This is a genomic window from Pseudomonas fildesensis (genome assembly GCF_001050345.1).
GTDB lineage: Bacteria > Pseudomonadota > Gammaproteobacteria > Pseudomonadales > Pseudomonadaceae > Aquipseudomonas > Aquipseudomonas fildesensis.
On the sequence record NZ_LFMW01000012.1, the window covers coordinates 346,066 to 363,918 of the forward strand.

Sequence of the window (17,853 nt, forward strand, 5' to 3'; positions counted from 1 at the left end):
CGCTGCGCTGATTCAATTCAAAAGTTGGAAAGCTCATGGCTGGGCACTCCAGCCACTGGCCGGGGCGGCGAAACGATAGACCATCGGGCGTTTTTCACCGTCGGCGCGCGGGCCGAAATTATTGTCGAGGCCCAGCCACGCTCCGTCAGCGTCTATTACCAGTGCCTCGGCCAGGCCGTACAGCTGGGCATAACGGCGGTTCGGCGTGAGGGTTTCGTCGGCAAACGACCAGCACAGCTCAATCTTGGCCGTCACCGCATCGCGCCGGCAAATCTGGAACGCATTGCGCTCCAGGGTAAACAGCTTGCCGTTGAACAGGGCCAGGTCGGCAAAATCCTTGGACACGGCCTTGCCGTTGGTGAACTGGGCGGGCTGCACTTCCTGGCCGGCCTCGCTCAGCAACACGCAAGGGCCATCGCAATCCCACAGGGTTTGCGGGCGCTTGATGGAAATCAGCCCGCGTCGCTCTCGCTCCGCCGCCAGCCAGATTTGATTGCCCTCGGGATTCACCGCCAAGCCTTCAAACAAGGCATTGAAGTGCAGCAGCATTCCGCTGGCGCGGGCTTCACGGACCATGCCGGGAGCGATCTTCAACCATTCAGGTGCGCCGGTCGCCGGCACTTGCAGTACTGCGGCATGAGCTTCGCTGACAATGTAGCGATTACCGGCGGCATCGCAGCTGATGCCTTCAAAATCCAGGTCGCCACCACGAACGAACGAAGCGGCCTTGGTGCGCGACCGTAAGCCCCAGGGCAAACCAGACTCAGGCACGGGCGGCACGTCGATCTTCACCGTTTCGGCCTTCCAGGTCGGAGCGCTGATATCCAGACGGTAGATCTGGTCGTCATCGCGATCAGAAACCGTCCACAGCTCCTTGCCACACAGGGCCAGGCCCGACAAATTGCCGCCGCGCATCCCGTCCACCGGGTGCTCGGACACAAGCTTGAGCTCAGCCACGGGCGCGGCGACCACTGGGGTGGCTGCCAACCCGCTCAACATCAGGATCGCCAGGGCGAAACCTGTGCGCATCAGCCCAACACCTCGGCGAGGTTGCCTTTGGATTCCAGCCAGGACTTGCGGTCCGGGGCACGCTTTTTCGCCAGCAGCATGTCCATCATTTCCGACGTGGCGGCAAAATCGTCCAGGGTCAACTGCACGAGGCGCCGAGTGTTCGGGTCCATGGTGGTTTCGCGCAGTTGCGGCGGGTTCATCTCACCCAGGCCCTTGAATCGCGTGACCTGTGGCTTGCCGCGTTTCTTCTCGGCCACCAGGCGGTCAAGGATGCCATCGCGCTCGGCTTCGTCCAGCGCGTAGAAAATCTCCTTGCCCAGGTCGATTCGGTACAGCGGTGGCATGGCGACGTAGACGTGGCCGGCATCCACCAACGGGCGGAAGTGCTGCACAAACAGCGCGCACAGCAGGGTCGCGATGTGCAGGCCGTCGGAGTCGGCGTCGGCGAGGATGCAGATCTTGCCGTAGCGCAATTGGCTAATGTCCGCCGCGCCCGGGTCGACGCCGATGGCCACGGCAATGTTGTGCACTTCCTGGCTGGCCAGGACTTCGCTGCCATCGACTTCCCAAGTGTTGAGGATCTTGCCGCGCAACGGCAGGATCGCCTGGAACTCCTTGTCCCGCGCTTGTTTGGCGGAACCGCCGGCGGAATCACCTTCCACCAGGAACAGTTCGGAACGCATTGGATCCTGCCCGGCGCAGTCGGCCAGCTTGCCCGGCAGTGCAGGGCCCGCCGTGATGCGCTTGCGTTCGACCTTCTTGCTGGCCTTCAAACGACGACCGGCGTTGTTGATCGCCAGTTCGGCCAGGGCAAGGCCCAGTTCCGGGTGCTCGTTGAGCCACAGGCTGAAGGCATCCTTGACCACGCCAGAGACAAACGCCGCCGCCTCGCGGGACGACAGGCGCTCTTTGGTCTGGCCGGAGAATTGCGGCTCCTGCATCTTCATCGACAGTACGAACGCGATGCGCTCCCACACGTCTTCCGGCGCCAGCTTCACGCCGCGCGGCAGCAGGCTGCGGTATTCGCAGAATTCGCGCATGGCATCCAGCAGGCCTTGGCGCAGCCCGTTGACGTGGGTGCCGCCCTGAGCGGTGGGGATCAGGTTGACGTAGCTTTCCTGCACGCTGTCGCCGCCTTCGGGCAACCACAGCAGCGCCCAGTCGATGGCTTCTTTATTACCGGCCAGGCTGCCGCAGAACGGCTCGTTGGGCAGTCGTTCGAAGTCGCTGACGGAGTCTTCCAGGTAGGAGCGCAGACCGTCTTCGTAATGCCACTCGACCTTCTCGCCGGTGCCTTTGTCTTCAAAGGTGACGAGCAGGCCCGGGCACAGCACAGCCTTGGCCTTGAGCACGTGCTTGAGGCGACTGATGGAGAATTTCGGCGAATCGAAGTATTTCGGGTCCGGGGCGAAGTACACGCTGGTGCCGGTGTTGCGTTTGCCAACGGTACCGATCACTGCCAGGTCGGTGGCTTTGTAGCCATCGGCGAAAGTCATCTCGTACTCGTTGCCGTCGCGCTTGACCTTGACCCGCACCAGGGTCGACAGGGCGTTAACGACCGAAATACCCACACCGTGCAAGCCACCGGAGAACTGGTAGTTCTTGTTGGAGAACTTGCCACCGGCGTGCAGCTTGGTGAGGATCAACTCGACGCCCGACACGCCCTCTTCCGGGTGAATGTCCACCGGCATGCCGCGACCATCGTCGGACACTTCAAGGGAGTGGTCAGCGTGAAGAATGACATGCACCGACTTGGCGTGCCCGGCCAAGGCTTCGTCGACGCTGTTGTCGATAACTTCCTGGGCGAGGTGGTTCGGCCGACTGGTGTCGGTGTACATGCCGGGGCGTTTGCGCACCGGGTCGAGGCCCGAGAGGACTTCGATGGCGTCGGCGTTATAAGAGCTAGCGCTGGGAGTGGCCATGGGGTCTCGTCGTGAGTCGTTCGATTAAAAAGTAACCTGCGGTTTCCAAGGCAATTACAGTGCCGCGAAATCGAAGGATTGATACTGATCTGCGCCAATGCCGGCAAAGCCGAGCAGCGCTGGCAATTGCCGGGCGAATCCCTGGTAACCATGGTCGCCACCGGCCTGGATGCGCAAGGCACAGGCCCGGTAATACTGCTGGGCGAGGCGATAGTCCAGGGTTTCGTCCCCGGTCTGCAACCACACCTGATAACGCGCGGCTTCCTGGGGAGCCGGTACTTCCAGCTCGGCCAGCGCCGTGACGTGGTCGTGGGTCAATTCCCAGGTTTCATCGGTGTAGAGGTTCTTCTGGGTGCCCAGGTAACCGTCGAACATCCGATGTGGGCTGACCGCCGGGTTGACCAGCAGCGCCTTGAGGCCATGGCGTTCGGCAAGATGGGTTGCATAGTAGCCGCCGAGTGAGCTGCCTACCAGCAGTGGCCGCCCCAGTTCGCTGATGGCCGCCTCCAACTGCGGGATCGCCTGGCGGGGGTGGTGATGCAGGGCCGGCACGCGCAGTTGGTCGGCCAGGCCGAGGGTGTTCATCACGTTGATCAGCAGGGAGGCCTTGTTTGACGCGGGCGCGCTGTTGAAACCGTGGATATACAGGATCGAAGCGGACATGCCGACTCTCCATGCTTGCGCCAAAAGGGCGCAGTTTACAGGGAATAAGAGCGATGTGAGCAGGGTTACCGCCGAACGTGGTTTACCAGACAAAGCGGATCGAATGTGGGAGGGGGGCCTGCCAGCTCCTACCGTTTGGCCTGTGTTTACAGCCTTTAATAGCCGTTGCTACCGTAATCCACGGTAAAGGCAAAGCCAGTGACCCGCTCTACCCCGGTTTCCAACCGCCCGTCGGCATGCAGGTGCAGCCAGCGATAGCCCGGCGCCTGCTCGCTGACCTTGAAATCCTCGCTGCCCGGCGCGAACTGGATGCAGGTGGACGGCGATGCCAACAGCCGCACGCCGTTGCGCTCGCGGTCGATCTCCTGGTGCACATGACCCCAGAGCACCGCACGGACCTGCGGGAAGCGGTCAAGCACAGCAAACAACGCCTCCGGATTACGCAGGCCAATGGGCTCCATCCACGCACAACCAATGGACACCGGGTGATGGTGAAAGCACACCAGATGATGGCGATGCGGCGCTTCGCTCAAGGCCTGGGCCAGCACCTGCAGTTGTTTGTCTTGCAGATACCCCGGCACCGAGCCCGGTACGGCAGAATCCAGCAGGGTGACCCGCCAGTTGCCGACATCGACCACCGGTTCCAGCAAGTCGCTGTGCACAGCTGCGTGAGCCATGACCTGCGGTTCGTCGTGATTGCCGGGAATCCAGCGCGCCGGGGCCGGAATTTTCCCGGTCATATGGCGAAACTGCTCGTAGGACTCCAGCGTGCCGTCCTGGGACAAATCCCCCGTGGCCAGCAGTAAATCGATCCGCGGCTGCTGCGCGCGCACCAGTTCGATCACGCGCTGCAAGCTTTCGCGGGTGTTCATGCCCAGCAGCGTACCGTCGGCCTCGGCGAACAGGTGGCTGTCGGACAGTTGCACCAGCATCACCGGCGCATCAGGGTTCAAGGTGGATACGCTCGGCAAGGCGCTCTCCCAAGGCAATCACAGGAAATGGACGTTTGGCGCGATTATGCTGGGACAGGACGCAAAGAGGAAACCTGAGGAAGCAGACGCAGTTCACATCTACCGCACGACTTCAAACTCATGGCCCAGGGCCAGGCAGTGACTCAACCATTCACCGAGGAACACATTGAGCTGTGCTTTCTCATCGGGCTGGTGCATGAACACATTCGGGTAAGGATAGATGCTGCGAAAGCGTCGTGCATGTTCGGCGCTGATCACTTCGGCCATTCGCGCATCGTGGTACACCTGCACTTCCAGCTGCGGCACCGGCAGCCACGGCAGGCTGTGTTCCTGGCGCACGCGCAGGGTGGTGGTGTACGGGCAGTTGACGATGACTTCCAGGGCCAGCACGCCGAGCATCTGGTCGCCATGGGTCACGCCGATGCGCCGCGCCTCGGGGGTGTAGCGCATGTCCGGGAGCAGGCGCATCAGCCGCGCATAGTTGGCCTCGCACGCTGCCTGCAGCCCGATCAGGTCGACTCGATAACGTTCCCGTGCCTTTACTGCCATAACCCCCTCACTTCCGCGCGATTAAGCGCAAGCCATTGCAGGGCGATGATGCTGGCTGCGTTGGAAATTTTACCGTCGCGCACCGCTTGCAGGGCATCTTCGAATGACCATACGGTGACGCGGATATCTTCTGCCTCTTCTTCCAGTCCATGGACGCCACCGGCTCCCGAGCTGTCGCAACGGCCGAGGAACAAGTGCACAAATTCGGTACTGCCACCGGGAGACGGGAAATATTGAGTGATCGGCCACAGCGCAGAGAACGTCAGCCCAGCTTCCTCCTCGGCTTCGCGGTGTGCAACCTCCTCCGGTTCTTCATCCTTGTCGATAAGCCCGGCGACCATCTCTATCAACCATGGGTTGTCGGTGCGGCCCATGGCGCCAACGCGAAACTGTTCGATCAGCACCACTTCATCGCGCTGTGGGTCGTAGGGCAGCACGCACACGGCGTCGTGACGCACGAACACTTCGCGATTGATCACACGGCTCATGCCGCCGTCGAATTTCTCGTGGCGCAGTTGCACGCGATCGAGCTTGTAGAAGCCCTTGTAGGCATTGTCACGCTGAACAATTTCGATGATGCTCGGCGTCGATTTCGCAATGTCCGTCATATTCTTCCTCGTAATGGCCGTGCAGTTGGCGCCATCCTAACGCGCTCCTGCCCGTTGATGCAGCCCCTTTCCGGTTGCCGGGATAGACGGCGGGCGTCAAACTCGCAGGGGGCGTTCTCCATTAGCTTCCCCACCGCGCAGGGGAAACTAATTGAGAATGGACCCCTATTCAGCTTAGTGGCGAACTGACTGCCCTGCCGGTAGTCGAAGCTCCACAAATTTCGCTCTTATCGATGGACGAAGAACATACATGTCGCTTTTAAAAATCGCCTCCGTGGCGTGTATCGCATTGACCCTCGGCGCTTGCCAGAGCCTGTTCCAGCCCAGCTACCGCGCCCCGCTGGAAGCCACCCGCGACGCCTCCGAGCAAAGCAAGCCGGGCTGCGCCAGCGCCGATTGCCCACTGGTGAATATCGACACGGTGCACTTTGCCAAAGAGCCCAAGCTGGACGCCTTGATCGAACAGCGCCTGCTGGAAATGACCCGCACCACGCCGAGCAGCCCGCTGCCGTCGAGCCTTGCGACTTACCGCGAGCAATTCCTGAGCACCGCAGCCCCGCGAAACAGCATGTACTTGCAGGCCAAGGTACGCGAGCAGCATGACGGCTTGGTGATCATCGAGTTGTCCAGCTACCTGGACCAGGGTGCAACCCATGGTGAGCCGGGCCGCGCGTTCATCAACTATTCACGCCAGCAGCAAAAAGCCCTTTCGCTGACCGACATGCTGCTGCCCGGCAAGGAAGACGCCTTCTGGAAAGCGGCCCAGGTCGCCCACAACAGCTGGCTGATCAGCACACGCCTGAGCCTGGAAGCGGACTTCGTAAAAAGCTACCCGTTCCAGAAAACCCCGAACGTGGCGCTGACCTATGGTGGCGTGATCCTCAAATACCCCACTACCACCATCGCGCCGTACGCCCTAGGCCACGTCGAGTTGCAGATTCCCTACTCACGCCTAGAAGGCATCCTCAAGCCTGAACTCGTGCCCGCGCGCCGCTGAAAGCCCGGCCCAGAATGAACTGCAACAGCCCTGCCAGCACCAGTGCCGGCAGGGTTGCGCCGACATCCGGATACAGGTTGGCCAGCAGGTGGTAAGTGCCGATACCACCCAGCCAGGCCAGCAGCGCCGGCCAGCGCAGATTGGCGAGCGTGCCCTGGCCACGGCGGCGCAGGATAAAGTGATCCACCAGCACCACGCCGAACAGCGGCGCAAACACAGAGCCGATCAGCAGCAGGAAGTTCTGGTACTGCGCCAACGGCGCAAAGCAGGCGATCAGGGTGCAGAGCACACCGATGGCCAAGGCCAGATGCTCGACTTTCAAGCGCAATAGAATCCCGCTGGACACCGCCGCCGAGTGAATATCGGCGAAGGCGTTTTCCGATTCGTCCAGCAAGATCAGCAACAGCGGAATCCCCAGGCCAGCTCCGGCCAATGCCAGCAACAACGCATTCACTTCACCGCTCGGCGCGAACGCCAGGGTGTAGGCCACGCCCAGGCTCATCAGCCAAAAGTTACCGATAAAGAAACCCAGCGCCGTACCGCCGAACACGCTTTTAGCGCGCTTGCCGAAGCGTGAGTAATCGGCAATCAGCGGCAGCCAGGACAGCGGCATGGCGATGGCGATATCGAAGCCCACGGCGAACGGCATCGAACCGTCACCGGCCTGAGCCCATAGCGCGGCGAGGTCGGCCTTGGCGAACAGGTTCCAGGTCAGCCACAGGCAGGCGGCGAGCAGCAGCCAGATGCCCCATTTGCGCAGGATCTGCCGTACGAACGTTAGCGGGCCACTGACCGCCAGCAGGGTCGCCAGGCCACCGAAGAACAGCGTCCACAGCAAGGGGCTGGCCAGCAGGCTGCCGTCGCTGAACGCCCGCGTGCCCAACAGGCTGGCGGCGTCGCGCATCACGATGATTTCGAACGAGCCCCAACCGATCAGCTGCAGCAGGTTGAGCAATGCCGGCAGGCTCGCGCCTTGGGTGCCGAGGCTGAGCTTGAGGGCGGCCATGGCGGACAGGCCAGTGTCGCTGCCGATCACGCCGACGGCGGCCAGCAACAGCACACCCACCAGGGTGCCGAGGAAAATCGCCAGTAATGAGCCGGACAATCCCAGGCCGGGCGCGAGCAGTGCGCCGGTCTGCAGGACCATCAGGCCGATGCCGAGGGAGAACCACAGGGAGAACAGGTCGCGGGCGCCGAAGACGCGTTTGTCACTCGGCACGGCTATATCAGGCGAGTACGTGCTGGGTTGAATGTTCAAGGGTGTTATCTCTGAAGAACATGATCGTTCCCACGCTCCGCGTGGGAATGCCGCTTTGGACGCTCTGCGTCCGCCTTTGTGACGCAGAGCGTCACGGGATGCATTCCCACGCAGAGCGCGGGAACGATCATCGGTGTCAGACCTTCTTGTAGAGCTGGCTGCCTTCCTGCTTGAACCGCTCCGCCTGCTCGGCCAAGCCCTTGGCCACATCCACATCCACCGCTTCAATGCGCTGGTTGGCCGCGTACTCACGCACTTCCTGGGTGATTTTCATCGAGCAGAACTTCGGCCCGCACATCGAGCAGAAATGCGCGACCTTGGCCGAGTCCTTCGGCAGGGTTTCATCGTGGTACGAACGCGCGGTGTCCGGGTCCAGGCCGAGGTTGAACTGGTCTTCCCAACGGAACTCGAACCGTGCCTTGCTCAAGGCGTTATCGCGGATCTGCGCGCCCGGATGGCCTTTGGCGAGGTCCGCCGCGTGGGCGGCGATCTTGTAGGTGATGATCCCGGTCTTCACGTCATCCTTGTTCGGCAAGCCCAAGTGCTCCTTGGGCGTGACGTAGCAAAGCATGGCGCAGCCGAACCAGCCGATCATCGCCGCACCAATGCCGGAGGTGATGTGGTCGTAGCCCGGTGCAATGTCGGTGGTCAGCGGGCCGAGGGTGTAGAACGGCGCCTCGTCGCAGCACTCGAGCTGCTTGTCCATGTTCTCCTTGATCAACTGCATCGGCACGTGGCCAGGGCCTTCGATCATGGTTTGCACGTCGTGTTTCCAGGCGATCTTGGTCAACTCGCCGAGGGTTTCCAGCTCGCCGAATTGCGCGGCGTCGTTGGCGTCGGCAATAGAGCCTGGGCGCAGGCCGTCGCCGAGGGAGAAGCTGACGTCATAGGCCTTCATGATTTCGCAGATTTCGTCGAAATGCGTGTAGGTGAAGTTCTCTTTGTGATGCGCCAGGCACCACTTGGCCATGATCGAGCCGCCACGGGACACAATGCCGGTGACGCGCTTGGCGGTCAGCGGCACGTAGCGCAGCAGCACGCCGGCGTGGATGGTGAAGTAGTCGACGCCCTGCTCGGCCTGTTCGATCAAGGTGTCGCGGAACAGCTCCCAGGTCAGGTCTTCAGCGGCGCCGCCAACTTTTTCCAGGGCCTGGTAGATCGGCACGGTACCGATCGGCACCGGCGAGTTGCGGATGATCCATTCGCGGGTTTCGTGGATGTGCTTACCGGTGGACAGGTCCATGATGTTGTCCGACCCCCAGCGAATTCCCCAGGTCATCTTCGCCACTTCTTCTTCAATCGAAGAACCGAGGGCGCTGTTGCCGATATTGCCGTTGATCTTCACCAGGAAGTTACGGCCGATGATCATCGGTTCCAGCTCGGTGTGGTTGATGTTGGCCGGGATGATTGCGCGACCACGGGCGATTTCTTCGCGCACGAATTCAGGCGTGATGATTTTCGGCACGCTGGCGCCGAAGCTGTGGCCGGCGTGTTGCTGGTCGAGCAGGCCGCTGGCGCGGGCTTCCTCGAGCTTCATGTTCTCGCGGATGGCGACGTATTCCATCTCGGCAGTGATGATGCCTTTACGCGCGTAATGCATCTGGGTGACGTTGGCGCCGGCCTTGGCGCGACGCGGGTTTTGCAGGTGAGCAAAGCGCAGGTAAGCCAGGTCCGGGTTATCGAGACGTTCCTGGCCGTAGCTTGAGCTCAGGCAAGCGAGCCGCTCGGTATCGCCCCGGTCTTCAATCCACGGCGAACGCACATCCGCCAGCCCCTTGCGCACATCGATGATGACGCTGGGGTCGGTGTACGGGCCGGAGGTATCGTAAACAACCACAGGTGCGTTGATTTCACCGCCGAAATCGGTAGGAGTCACGTCGAGACTGATTTCGCGCATCGGCACGCGGATGTCCGGACGGCTGCCCTGGACATAAATTTTCTGCGAGCGGGTAAACGGCTGCACGGAACCGGAATCGACCTTGGCCGACTCACTCAAGTGCACGGTGTTTTTCAGTTTTGTACTTTTTAGTTCTGTGCTCATCACGGGCTCTCCAACTATCCAGGCGGTGGATTTTTGTCGGAGCGAACCTGTGACGGATGGACGCACTGAAACCAGTGCTGTGCTTGGCGCACAAGAGCTGTTCGATTGTCGAACAACATCCCGGACGAAGCACAAGAGGACTCGCCGGGTGACGAGAAATCTTGTTCCCTACGCAGGCGTTAACCTGATCAGGTTCAACGGGATCCGGTATTTACCGATCTCAGCCTTCCAACAAGGCACCCCGACAAGAACGCCGCAAGTCTAGACCATGCCGTGGGCAAATTGCCAATAGCCGTGCATTCAGCGTGATGAATGGCGTAATTACGGGATTGTTGCGCCGCTGCCGCGCCATTACACTCGATCCCCGCCACAATGCTTGACGCCAGGAATGGCCAGCCTTAGCCTTGGGCGCTAAATTATCGCCGTAATATTCACACTAGGGATCGCCTCATGCTGCGCAAACTTTCACTGGCTGTTGCCGTGTCTTGTGCGACCAACGGAATGGTCTGGGCAGCTGAAGCGCCCTTGTCCGCCAGAACCGATCTGGTCAGCGTCTACCAGGAAGCGGTGGACAACAACGCCGACCTGGCCGCCGCCCGCGCCCAATATGGCGCGCAGAAAGAAGTGGTGCCCCAGGCACGCGCCGGGTTGCTGCCCAACCTGTCGGCCGGTGCCGATATCAATAACGTGCGCACCCAGATCGACACGCCCTCAGCCACTGCCAACCGCGATGCCCACTCCTGGCGCGCGACCTTGAGCCAGCCGCTGTTCCGCGCCGACCGCTGGTTCCAACTGCAGGCTGCCGAAGCCACCAACGAACAGGCGGCGCTGCAACTCTCGGCCACCGAACAGAACCTGATCCTGCAAAGCGCCGAAAACTACTTCGCCGTGCTGCGCGCCCAGGACAACCTGGCCTCGACCAAGGCCGAAGAAAACGCCTTCAAGCGCCAGCTGGACCAGTCCAACGAGCGCTTCGATGTAGGCCTGTCGGACAAGACCGACGTGCTGCAATCCCAGGCCAGCTATGACACTGCACGGGCCAACCGGATTCTGGCCCAGCGCCAGGTAGACGATGCCTTCGAAGCACTGATCACCCTGACCAACCGCCAGTACAACTCGATCCAGGGCATTGTGCATACGCTGCCGGTGTTGCCGCCGCTGCCGAACGATGCCAAGGCCTGGGTCGAGACTGCAGGCCGGCAGAACCTGAACCTGCTCGCCAGCAACTATGCGGTCAGCGCTGCCGAAGAAACCCTCAAGCAACGCAAGGCCGGCCATGCGCCGACCCTCGATGCCGTGGCGCAGTACGAAAAGGGTGACAACGACGCCCTCGGCTTCAGCAACCCGAATGCCTTCGGCACGCCGTACCGTGGCGATGTCGAGCAACGCACCATCGGCCTGCGCTTGAATATCCCGCTGTACAGCGGCGGCCTCACCAGCTCGCAAGTGCGCGAATCGTATTCGCGCCTTGGCCAGACCGAGCAGCAACGCGAAGGCCTGCGCCGCCAGGTAGTGGAAAACACGCGCAACCTGCACCGCGCGGTGAACACCGATGTGGAACAGGTGCAGGCGCGCCGCCAGTCGATCATCTCGAACCAGAGTGCGGTGGAAGCCACGGAAATCGGGTATCAGGTGGGCACGCGCAATATCGTCGACGTGCTCGATTCACAGCGCCAGCTCTACGCGTCGGTACGCAACTACAACAACAGCCGCTACGACTACATCCTCGACAACCTGCGCTTGAAGCAGGCAGCGGGCACGCTGAACCCGGGAGATTTGCAGGACCTGGCGCGCTACCTCAAGGCTGACTACAACCCGGACAAGGACTTCCTGCCACCGGACCTGGCCAAAGCCGCCGCTGAGCAGTTGAAGGCCCGCCCGGGCTATTAAAAATCTTCTGTAGGAGCGAGCTTGCTCGCGAAGAACCTGAGGACGCCGCAGTCATCCAGAATACCCGCGTCAGCGTTAGCGATTTTCGCGAGCGCGCTCGCTCCTACAGAGGGATTGCGGTCAACGCTGAACCAGTCGATCAAGCCCATCCAGCAAGCGCTTCAACGCGCCCTGGTTGGCCTGCATCACCTTAAGCCCCGCCTGCGCCATCTTGCGCGCATCCTGCGGCAGTTCGAACAGCTGTCGCACCGCTTCGGCCAACCCTTCTGCGTCATCCACTTCTCGCAACGCGCCGGCTTCGCGCATCATCGCGGTGATTTCGAGGAAGTTGAACACATGCGGCCCCATGATCACAGGCTTCGCCAGCGCCGCCGGCTCCAACGGGTTATGCCCGCCGGTCGGTACCAGGCTGCCGCCGACAAATGCGCTGTCGGCCAATGCGTAGAGAAACAGCAACTCGCCCATGGTATCGCCGAGCAGCACTGAGGTTTGCGTTGTGACAGGCTCGCCGCTGGAACGGCGCACCGTGGCGAACCCCTGTTGCGTGCACAACTCGAACATCGGCCCGAAGCGCTCCTGATGACGCGGCACCAGAATCAGCAAGGCATTGGGATAGCTGGCGAGCAATTGGCGATGGGCAGCGAGCACCACTTCGTCTTCGCCTTCGTGGGTACTGGCGGCGATCCACACCGGGCGTTCGCTCGCACCCCATTGCTCGCGCAAGGCTGCGGCACGTACCGGCAACTGGGGATCGATGGTCAGGTCGAACTTGATCGAGCCGGTCACTTCCACGGTTTCCGGACGCGCGCCGAGACTTAGAAAACGCTGGGCTTCGGTTTCGGTTTGGACGGCGAACAGGCTCACTTCAGACAGCATCGGCGCCGTAAGCTTGGTGAAACGTGCGTAGCCCTTGGCGGAACGCGCCGACAACCGCGCATTGGCCAGCGCCACTGGAATACTGCGCTGGGCGCAGGCGTGGATATGGTTGGGCCACAGTTCGGTTTCCATGATCACCGCCAGTTTCGGCTGCACCCGATCAAGAAAACGCTTGGCGGCGCAAGGCACGTCGTACGGCAAGTAGCAGTGCTGGATGCGCGGCTCGTTGGCGAACAACGCCTGGATGCGCTCGGAACCGGTGGGCGTCATGCAGGTGACGGTAATCGGCAGCTGTGGATAACGCTCCAACAGTCCGCGAATCATCGGAGCGGCGGCAATACTTTCGCCCACCGACACGGCATGCACCCAGATCCCGCCGGGCTGCATCGCCGGCAAGCCATAGGAAAACCGCTCGCTGACACGTTTGGCATAGGCGGGCGCCTTGCGCGCGCGCAGCCACAGACGTAAGGCCACCAACGGCAGCGCCAGATAAAACAGACAACTGTAGAGAGTTCTATTCATGGCGGCGGAGTTTATCGGCTTTTTCAGTCGATCGCCTGCAGGCACTCGGTAAAACGTTCGGCCAAAAAGCGTGCGGCCGGACCGAGAGGCTCGTCACGGCGCCAGACCAACTCCACCACCAACGCCGGCGGGGTCCATTCGCTATCGAGTTCGACCATGCTGTTCTGATAGGCGGGGTACTGCACCACATGGCGGGGCAACCAGGCCCAACCCAGGCCACGGATCAGCCATTCGGCCAGCACGTAGAAGCTGTCGGCGCGCCACACCTGGGGGCTGGCGGCCTCGCTGCCGGGGTAGACGCTGGTCTGGGTCGACATCAGCAACTGGCGAAATTGCGCCAGGCGTTGGCAGTCCACGGTTTTCTGCGCCGCCAGCGGGTGATTGCGCCCGCATACCGTGACCATTTCGACGCTGCCCACTACCCGTCGCTCCAACGCCTCGGGGATTTGATCGTGATAAAACAACATCCCCAGGTCAGCCTGGCGTTCCACCAGCTTGCGGGCGACGTCGCCCTGGGCTGCACTGGAAAGCTGCACTTCCAGGTTGGGAAATTTCCCCGCCAAGGCATCGAGGCTGTCGAGCACCGGCTGATACAACATCGCCTCATCCTGGGCCAATCGCAGGCGCGCCTCTTCGCCGCGCATCAGTGACAGGGCCCGGCCATTGAGGCGCTCGCACTGGCGCAGCACTTCTTTGGCTTCTTCGAGTAAAGCAGTGCCGGCTTCAGTCAAACGCGGCTGGCGGCCACTGCTGCGCTCAAACAGGCTGACGCCCAAATCCGCTTCGAGCAGGGCAATGCCATTGCTCACCGCCGATTGCGCCTTGCGCTGTTCCCGCGCCACCGCCGAGAACGAACGCTGCTCGGCGACGCTGACAAACAGGCGCATCTGCTCCAGATTCCACTGCACGCTCATGGCTCAACCCATCCTTAATTCAGATAGGTAATGACTTTACCCCATCTGGAGAGCCGCTAAAATGCCGACCTTATCAAAGCGCTCCACACCGAGGATTGACCCATGAATGCCGCTTACTACTACCTGGCCATTGCCATCTGCTCGGAAGTGATCGCGACCGTGTCCATGAAAGCCATCAAGGGCTTCAGCACGCCGATTCCGTTGCTGCTGGTGATCGTCGGCTATAGCGTGGCCTTCTGGATGCTGACCCTGGTGGTGCGCACCGTGCCGGTGGGCGTGGCGTATGCCGTGTGGGCCGGGATGGGGATTGTAATGGTCAGCATTGCGGCGCTGTTTATCTACGGGCAGAAGCTGGATATCCCGGCAATGCTGGGGATGGGATTGATTGTGTTGGGCGTAGTGGTGATTCAGTTGTTTTCGAAAACTGCTGGGCACTGACAACTCGTGCAATGTTGATCCTGGGCAAAGATCGACCCGTTGAGTCTGTATACTTGGCACCTTGATTTGAACATTGAGGTTGCCCATGCCATCCGTTATTTCCACCGACGTCCTTATTGTCGGCGCCGGGGTTGCCGGCCTCTGGCTCAATGCGCGCCTGCGCCGCCAGGGGTTTTCCACGGTGGTGGTGGAGAGCGCCACCCTGGGTGGCGGGCAAAGCGTGAAGTCCCAGGGGATCATTCACGGCGGTGCGAAATACGCCCTGCACGGCGCCCTCACCGGCGCCTCCGAAGCGATTGCCGATATGCCTCGCCGCTGGCGTGAAGCCCTGGACGGTAATGGCGAGCTGGACCTGTCCGGCGTGCGCCTGCTCTCCGAAGCTCATTACCTCTGGTCCCCGGGCACTATCGCCGGCAACCTCACCAGCTTCTTCGCCAGCAAGGCCGTGCGCGGCCGCGTCGATCAGGTCAAGGGCGATGACCTGCCCCCCGCCCTGCAAGACCGTCGCTTCAAGGGCAAGGTGTATCGCCTGGCGGAGCTGGTCATCGATGTCCCCAGCCTGATCGAACGCCTGGCGCAACTCGCCGGTGATGGTTTGCTCGCTGGGCAGCACATCGAACCGCTGCTGGAAGGCGACACGCTAGTGGGCCTGAAGGTCGACGGCCGCGAGATCCGCGCACAGCGCATCGTGTTGAGTGCCGGCGGCGGCACCGCTGATGTACTGACGGCCCTGGGCCTGAGCCAGCCAGCCATGCAAACACGCCCGCTGCACATGATTATTGCCAAAGGCCCAGGCCTGAAGCCGCTGTATGCCCATTGCCTGGGCGGCGGCACCAAGCCGCGCATCACCGTCACCACCCATCCGGCAAAAGATGGCAATTGGGTGTGGTACATGGGCGGCGACATCGCCGAGGCAGATGGCGTGGCGCGCACCCCGCAGGAACAAATCGCCACGGCGCAAAAAGAGCTGGCGCAGCTGCTGCCGTGGATCGACATGAGCCAGACCCAATGGGCCACCTTGCGCGTCGACCGTGCCGAGCCGCTGCAATCCGGCCTGTCCCGCCCCGACAACGCCTTCCTCGCCGATCAGGGCCGCCTGCTGGTGGGCTGGCCGACCAAACTGGCACTGGCCCCGGACTTCGCCGACCGCGTGCTCAGCGCCCTGGAACGCGACGGCATCCGCCCAAGCGCGAGCGAGCCCCTGCCCGACCTGCCAAAACCGGCCATTGGGCAACCGGCCTGGGAGCAACTGTTGCCATGACCTTGCCAACCTTGCATGACCTGCATCGCCCTCTGGGCAGCACCGGCCTGCTGGTGTCGCCGCTGGGCCTGGGCACCGTCAAGCTGGGTCGCGACCAAGGGGTGAAATACCCCAGCGGTTTCAAGATCCCCGATGACGACGAGGCGCGGATGTTACTGCGCCAGGCCCGCCAACTGGGCATCAACCTGATCGACACCGCTCCCGCCTACGGCTGCAGCGAAGAACGCCTGGGGCCACTGTTGCGTGGCCAACGCCAGGACTGGGTGATCGTCAGCAAGGTCGGCGAAGAGTTTGACGATGGCGTGTCGCGCCATGACTTCAGCGCTGCCCATACACGGATGTCGATCGAGCGTAGCCTGAAACGACTGGAAACGGATTTTATCGACCTGGTGCTGGTGCACTCCGACGGCAACGACCTGCACATCCTCAACGACTGTGAGGTCTACCAGGCCCTGGCCGACTTGAAACGCGAGGGTAAAATTCGCGGTTTCGGCTTCTCCGGCAAGACCGTCGAAGGCGGCGTGAAGGCTCTGGAACAGGGTGATTGCGCGATGGTCACTTACAATTTGAACTCACGATGCGAGAAAGCCGTCATTGATTATGCGGCCGCTCATGGCAAAGGCATCCTGGTGAAAAAAGCCCTGGCCAGCGGTCATGTGTGCCTGGAACCTGGAATGGATCCAATTAGAGCCAGTTTCATGTTGTTGTTTGCGCAAACGGGCGTTGCCAGTGCTATTGTCGGGACCATTAATCCGCTGCACTTGGCCCATAACGTGGCGACCGCTGCCCAGGTTATTCGTCAACTCTGATGCCGCCGACGCGGCCGCCCCCGTCGCAAAAAGGAGCCGACATGCCGCGAACGCTCATAAGAAAAAACCCCAGCAACTTCAAGACACTCCCGCTGCACGTCGAAGCCACCCCCGAAGGCCTGAGTTACCAGAGCGTCGGCATGCCGCTCAACTTTGCCCAGACCCTGCAACGGCGCAAGCCGGTGGAGGTGGCGGACCCCGAGCGTTTCGCCCTGGAGCTGGCCAACCTGGGCGTGTCGGTGCGCCTGACCCTGCATTGGCAGAACAAGGATTACTGGGTGCTGGTGCGCCAGCGTCGCCAGGATCGGGGTGACGTGGTGCTCAAGCTGATCTCCGGCTACGTACCGGCCCACGAACTGAACCTGCCGCTGCACACCGCCATCCAGGAAATTGCCGAAGAATGCCTGCTTGAGACGCCCGAAGGCTGGCTCGGCGGGCGCTTCAACGACACCTGGCTACCGGCGCCCTACTCCGCTGCCCTGCACTACCGCGAAGCGCTGCCGTTTCGCCTCAGCCCACTGTCCGGCGCGGCACGCCCGGTGCGCTGCGCGACAACCCAACTGATCGAGCGCCCACGGGCCTACGTGCACCTGCCCACGGCGTCACTGCAATTGATTTATGACTTGCGTCTGGAAGTGCCCAAGGAAGCCAAATCCCTGAGCCTGTTCCATGTGGATGAGCGACTGGAAGGCGATCAACTGGTCGCCCGCCTCGACCGCCAGCGCCCGGATTTGTACCTGATGCCGTTGAAGGACGGCCAGCCGCTCGCCGAGCTGTACACCGTGAAGAAAGACCAGCTGTACCCGGCGAGCACGCGGGGTTTGTACCTGGCCGAAAGCTTCGCCCAGCAGGAGGGGTGGGTGGTGCGGGACGAGCGGATTCGCTGGAAGGATTGGCTCAGGCAGCAAGGCCTGGCAGAGCCCGAGAAAGAGTCGAAATTGAAGCGTCTGACCGGCAAGGCGCGGCAGATGTTGCGTAAGATCGTGCCGAAGAAAAAAGCCAGCCGCTAGAACGCAGGGAACGCTTACTTCGAAACACAGCAGGTCGAATGTGGGGGGCTGTCGAGTTTTAGCGAGGCTGCGACAGGATCACCGCGCCGTACCTGCCAGACCGCAGCGCCTGC

Annotated in this window: 16 protein-coding genes and 1 riboswitch; of the genes, 6 read left to right on the forward strand and 10 right to left on the reverse strand. The window is 61.9% G+C overall.

The genetic code is table 11. The features are described from left to right. Positions 1 to 33 precede the first annotated feature (33 nt). The 6 genes from ACR52_RS18710 to ACR52_RS18735 all read right to left on the reverse strand — a co-directional run bounded on the left by ACR52_RS18710 (position 34) and on the right by ACR52_RS18735 (position 5,724). Positions 34 to 1,029, reverse strand: a complete 996-nt coding sequence (locus tag ACR52_RS18710; RefSeq protein ID WP_048727606.1) for an esterase-like activity of phytase family protein — start codon at positions 1,027 to 1,029, stop codon at positions 34 to 36. Further along, positions 1,029 to 2,933, reverse strand: a complete 1,905-nt coding sequence (gene parE / locus ACR52_RS18715) for a DNA topoisomerase IV subunit B (protein ID WP_048727609.1) — start codon at positions 2,931 to 2,933, stop codon at positions 1,029 to 1,031. Before parE ends, ACR52_RS18710 begins: the two co-directional genes overlap by 1 nt. A 54-nt stretch (positions 2,934 to 2,987) precedes the next feature. Further along, positions 2,988 to 3,596 carry a YqiA/YcfP family alpha/beta fold hydrolase gene (locus tag ACR52_RS18720; RefSeq protein ID WP_048727612.1) on the reverse strand — a complete coding sequence of 203 codons (609 nt, stop codon included), beginning with the start codon at positions 3,594 to 3,596 and terminating at the stop codon, positions 2,988 to 2,990. Between the two features lie 155 nt (positions 3,597 to 3,751). Then, positions 3,752 to 4,567, reverse strand: coding sequence for a 3',5'-cyclic-AMP phosphodiesterase (cpdA, locus tag ACR52_RS18725; RefSeq protein ID WP_048727613.1), 816 nt, complete (start codon positions 4,565 to 4,567; stop codon positions 3,752 to 3,754). A gap of 99 nt (positions 4,568 to 4,666) precedes the next feature. Beyond that, positions 4,667 to 5,116 carry a DUF1249 domain-containing protein gene (locus ACR52_RS18730; protein ID WP_048727616.1) on the reverse strand — a complete coding sequence of 150 codons (450 nt, stop codon included), beginning with the start codon at positions 5,114 to 5,116 and terminating at the stop codon, positions 4,667 to 4,669. Continuing rightward, the gene (locus ACR52_RS18735; protein WP_048727620.1) at positions 5,107 to 5,724 is read right to left on the reverse strand and encodes an NUDIX domain-containing protein; all 618 of its coding nucleotides are present in this window, start codon (positions 5,722 to 5,724) and stop codon (positions 5,107 to 5,109) included. The genes ACR52_RS18730 and ACR52_RS18735 overlap by 10 nt, the downstream gene beginning before the upstream one ends. Positions 5,725 to 5,974: 250 nt before the next feature. On the opposite strand from ACR52_RS18735, the gene ACR52_RS18740 reads away from it, so the two are divergent. After that, positions 5,975 to 6,721, forward strand: a complete 747-nt coding sequence (locus ACR52_RS18740; RefSeq protein ID WP_048727622.1) for an RsiV family protein — start codon at positions 5,975 to 5,977, stop codon at positions 6,719 to 6,721. Here ACR52_RS18740 and cytX read toward each other — a convergent pair. Further along, entirely contained in the window at positions 6,690 to 7,979 is a 1,290-nt protein-coding gene (gene cytX / locus ACR52_RS18745; protein ID WP_048727624.1) for a putative hydroxymethylpyrimidine transporter CytX, read from the reverse strand. The two genes, ACR52_RS18740 and cytX, sit on opposite strands and share 32 nt — an antisense overlap. Positions 7,980 to 8,115: 136 nt before the next feature. Then, positions 8,116 to 10,020 (reverse strand): phosphomethylpyrimidine synthase ThiC, encoded by a 1,905-nt coding sequence (thiC, locus tag ACR52_RS18750; protein ID WP_048727626.1) that lies wholly within the window; start codon positions 10,018 to 10,020, stop codon positions 8,116 to 8,118. A gap of 148 nt (positions 10,021 to 10,168) precedes the next feature. Next, a riboswitch (TPP riboswitch) is annotated at positions 10,169 to 10,274 on the reverse strand. Positions 10,275 to 10,470: 196 nt separating this feature from the next. On the opposite strand from thiC, the gene ACR52_RS18755 reads away from it, so the two are divergent. Beyond that, on the forward strand, positions 10,471 to 11,910 hold the full coding sequence (locus tag ACR52_RS18755; protein WP_048727629.1) for a TolC family outer membrane protein: 1,440 nt from the start codon (positions 10,471 to 10,473) through the stop codon (positions 11,908 to 11,910). Positions 11,911 to 12,030: 120 nt separating this feature from the next. Here the strand turns inward: ACR52_RS18755 and waaA are convergent, their stop codons facing one another. Further along, on the reverse strand, positions 12,031 to 13,308 hold the full coding sequence (waaA, locus tag ACR52_RS18760) for a lipid IV(A) 3-deoxy-D-manno-octulosonic acid transferase (RefSeq protein WP_048727632.1): 1,278 nt from the start codon (positions 13,306 to 13,308) through the stop codon (positions 12,031 to 12,033). Between the two features lie 23 nt (positions 13,309 to 13,331). Next, the gene (locus ACR52_RS18765; RefSeq protein ID WP_048727636.1) at positions 13,332 to 14,222 is read right to left on the reverse strand and encodes a LysR family transcriptional regulator; all 891 of its coding nucleotides are present in this window, start codon (positions 14,220 to 14,222) and stop codon (positions 13,332 to 13,334) included. A 102-nt stretch (positions 14,223 to 14,324) separates the two neighbouring features. On the opposite strand from ACR52_RS18765, the gene ACR52_RS18770 reads away from it, so the two are divergent. The 4 genes from ACR52_RS18770 to ACR52_RS18785 all read left to right on the forward strand — a co-directional run bounded on the left by ACR52_RS18770 (position 14,325) and on the right by ACR52_RS18785 (position 17,740). Then, a complete protein-coding gene (locus ACR52_RS18770) occupies positions 14,325 to 14,660 on the forward strand; it encodes a DMT family transporter (protein ID WP_048727637.1) in 336 nt (111 codons plus the stop codon). Between the two features lie 85 nt (positions 14,661 to 14,745). Then, a complete protein-coding gene (locus ACR52_RS18775) occupies positions 14,746 to 15,921 on the forward strand; it encodes an NAD(P)/FAD-dependent oxidoreductase (protein WP_048727640.1) in 1,176 nt (391 codons plus the stop codon). Continuing rightward, entirely contained in the window at positions 15,918 to 16,730 is an 813-nt protein-coding gene (locus ACR52_RS18780; protein ID WP_048727643.1) for an aldo/keto reductase, read from the forward strand. The genes ACR52_RS18775 and ACR52_RS18780 overlap by 4 nt, the downstream gene beginning before the upstream one ends. A gap of 41 nt (positions 16,731 to 16,771) precedes the next feature. After that, on the forward strand, positions 16,772 to 17,740 hold the full coding sequence (locus tag ACR52_RS18785) for a hypothetical protein (protein WP_048727646.1): 969 nt from the start codon (positions 16,772 to 16,774) through the stop codon (positions 17,738 to 17,740). Positions 17,741 to 17,853 lie beyond the last annotated feature (113 nt).

What these genes read in the sequence shown, in the direction of transcription:
- waaA (WP_048727632.1), bottom strand. Translation starts at nt 13,308, where the DNA reads ATGAATAGAACTCTCTACAGTTGTCTGTTTTATCTGGCGCTGCCGTTG.
- ACR52_RS18780 (WP_048727643.1), top strand. Translation starts at nt 15,918, where the DNA reads ATGACCTTGCCAACCTTGCATGACCTGCATCGCCCTCTGGGCAGCACC.
- parE (WP_048727609.1), bottom strand. Translation starts at nt 2,933, where the DNA reads ATGGCCACTCCCAGCGCTAGCTCTTATAACGCCGACGCCATCGAAGTC.
- ACR52_RS18710 (WP_048727606.1), bottom strand. Translation starts at nt 1,029, where the DNA reads ATGCGCACAGGTTTCGCCCTGGCGATCCTGATGTTGAGCGGGTTGGCA.
- ACR52_RS18740 (WP_048727622.1), top strand. Translation starts at nt 5,975, where the DNA reads ATGTCGCTTTTAAAAATCGCCTCCGTGGCGTGTATCGCATTGACCCTC.
- ACR52_RS18730 (WP_048727616.1), bottom strand. Translation starts at nt 5,116, where the DNA reads ATGGCAGTAAAGGCACGGGAACGTTATCGAGTCGACCTGATCGGGCTG.
- ACR52_RS18735 (WP_048727620.1), bottom strand. Translation starts at nt 5,724, where the DNA reads ATGACGGACATTGCGAAATCGACGCCGAGCATCATCGAAATTGTTCAG.
- ACR52_RS18720 (WP_048727612.1), bottom strand. Translation starts at nt 3,596, where the DNA reads ATGTCCGCTTCGATCCTGTATATCCACGGTTTCAACAGCGCGCCCGCG.
- ACR52_RS18775 (WP_048727640.1), top strand. Translation starts at nt 14,746, where the DNA reads ATGCCATCCGTTATTTCCACCGACGTCCTTATTGTCGGCGCCGGGGTT.
- thiC (WP_048727626.1), bottom strand. Translation starts at nt 10,020, where the DNA reads ATGAGCACAGAACTAAAAAGTACAAAACTGAAAAACACCGTGCACTTG.
- ACR52_RS18785 (WP_048727646.1), top strand. Translation starts at nt 16,772, where the DNA reads ATGCCGCGAACGCTCATAAGAAAAAACCCCAGCAACTTCAAGACACTC.
- ACR52_RS18770 (WP_048727637.1), top strand. Translation starts at nt 14,325, where the DNA reads ATGAATGCCGCTTACTACTACCTGGCCATTGCCATCTGCTCGGAAGTG.
- ACR52_RS18765 (WP_048727636.1), bottom strand. Translation starts at nt 14,222, where the DNA reads ATGAGCGTGCAGTGGAATCTGGAGCAGATGCGCCTGTTTGTCAGCGTC.
- ACR52_RS18755 (WP_048727629.1), top strand. Translation starts at nt 10,471, where the DNA reads ATGCTGCGCAAACTTTCACTGGCTGTTGCCGTGTCTTGTGCGACCAAC.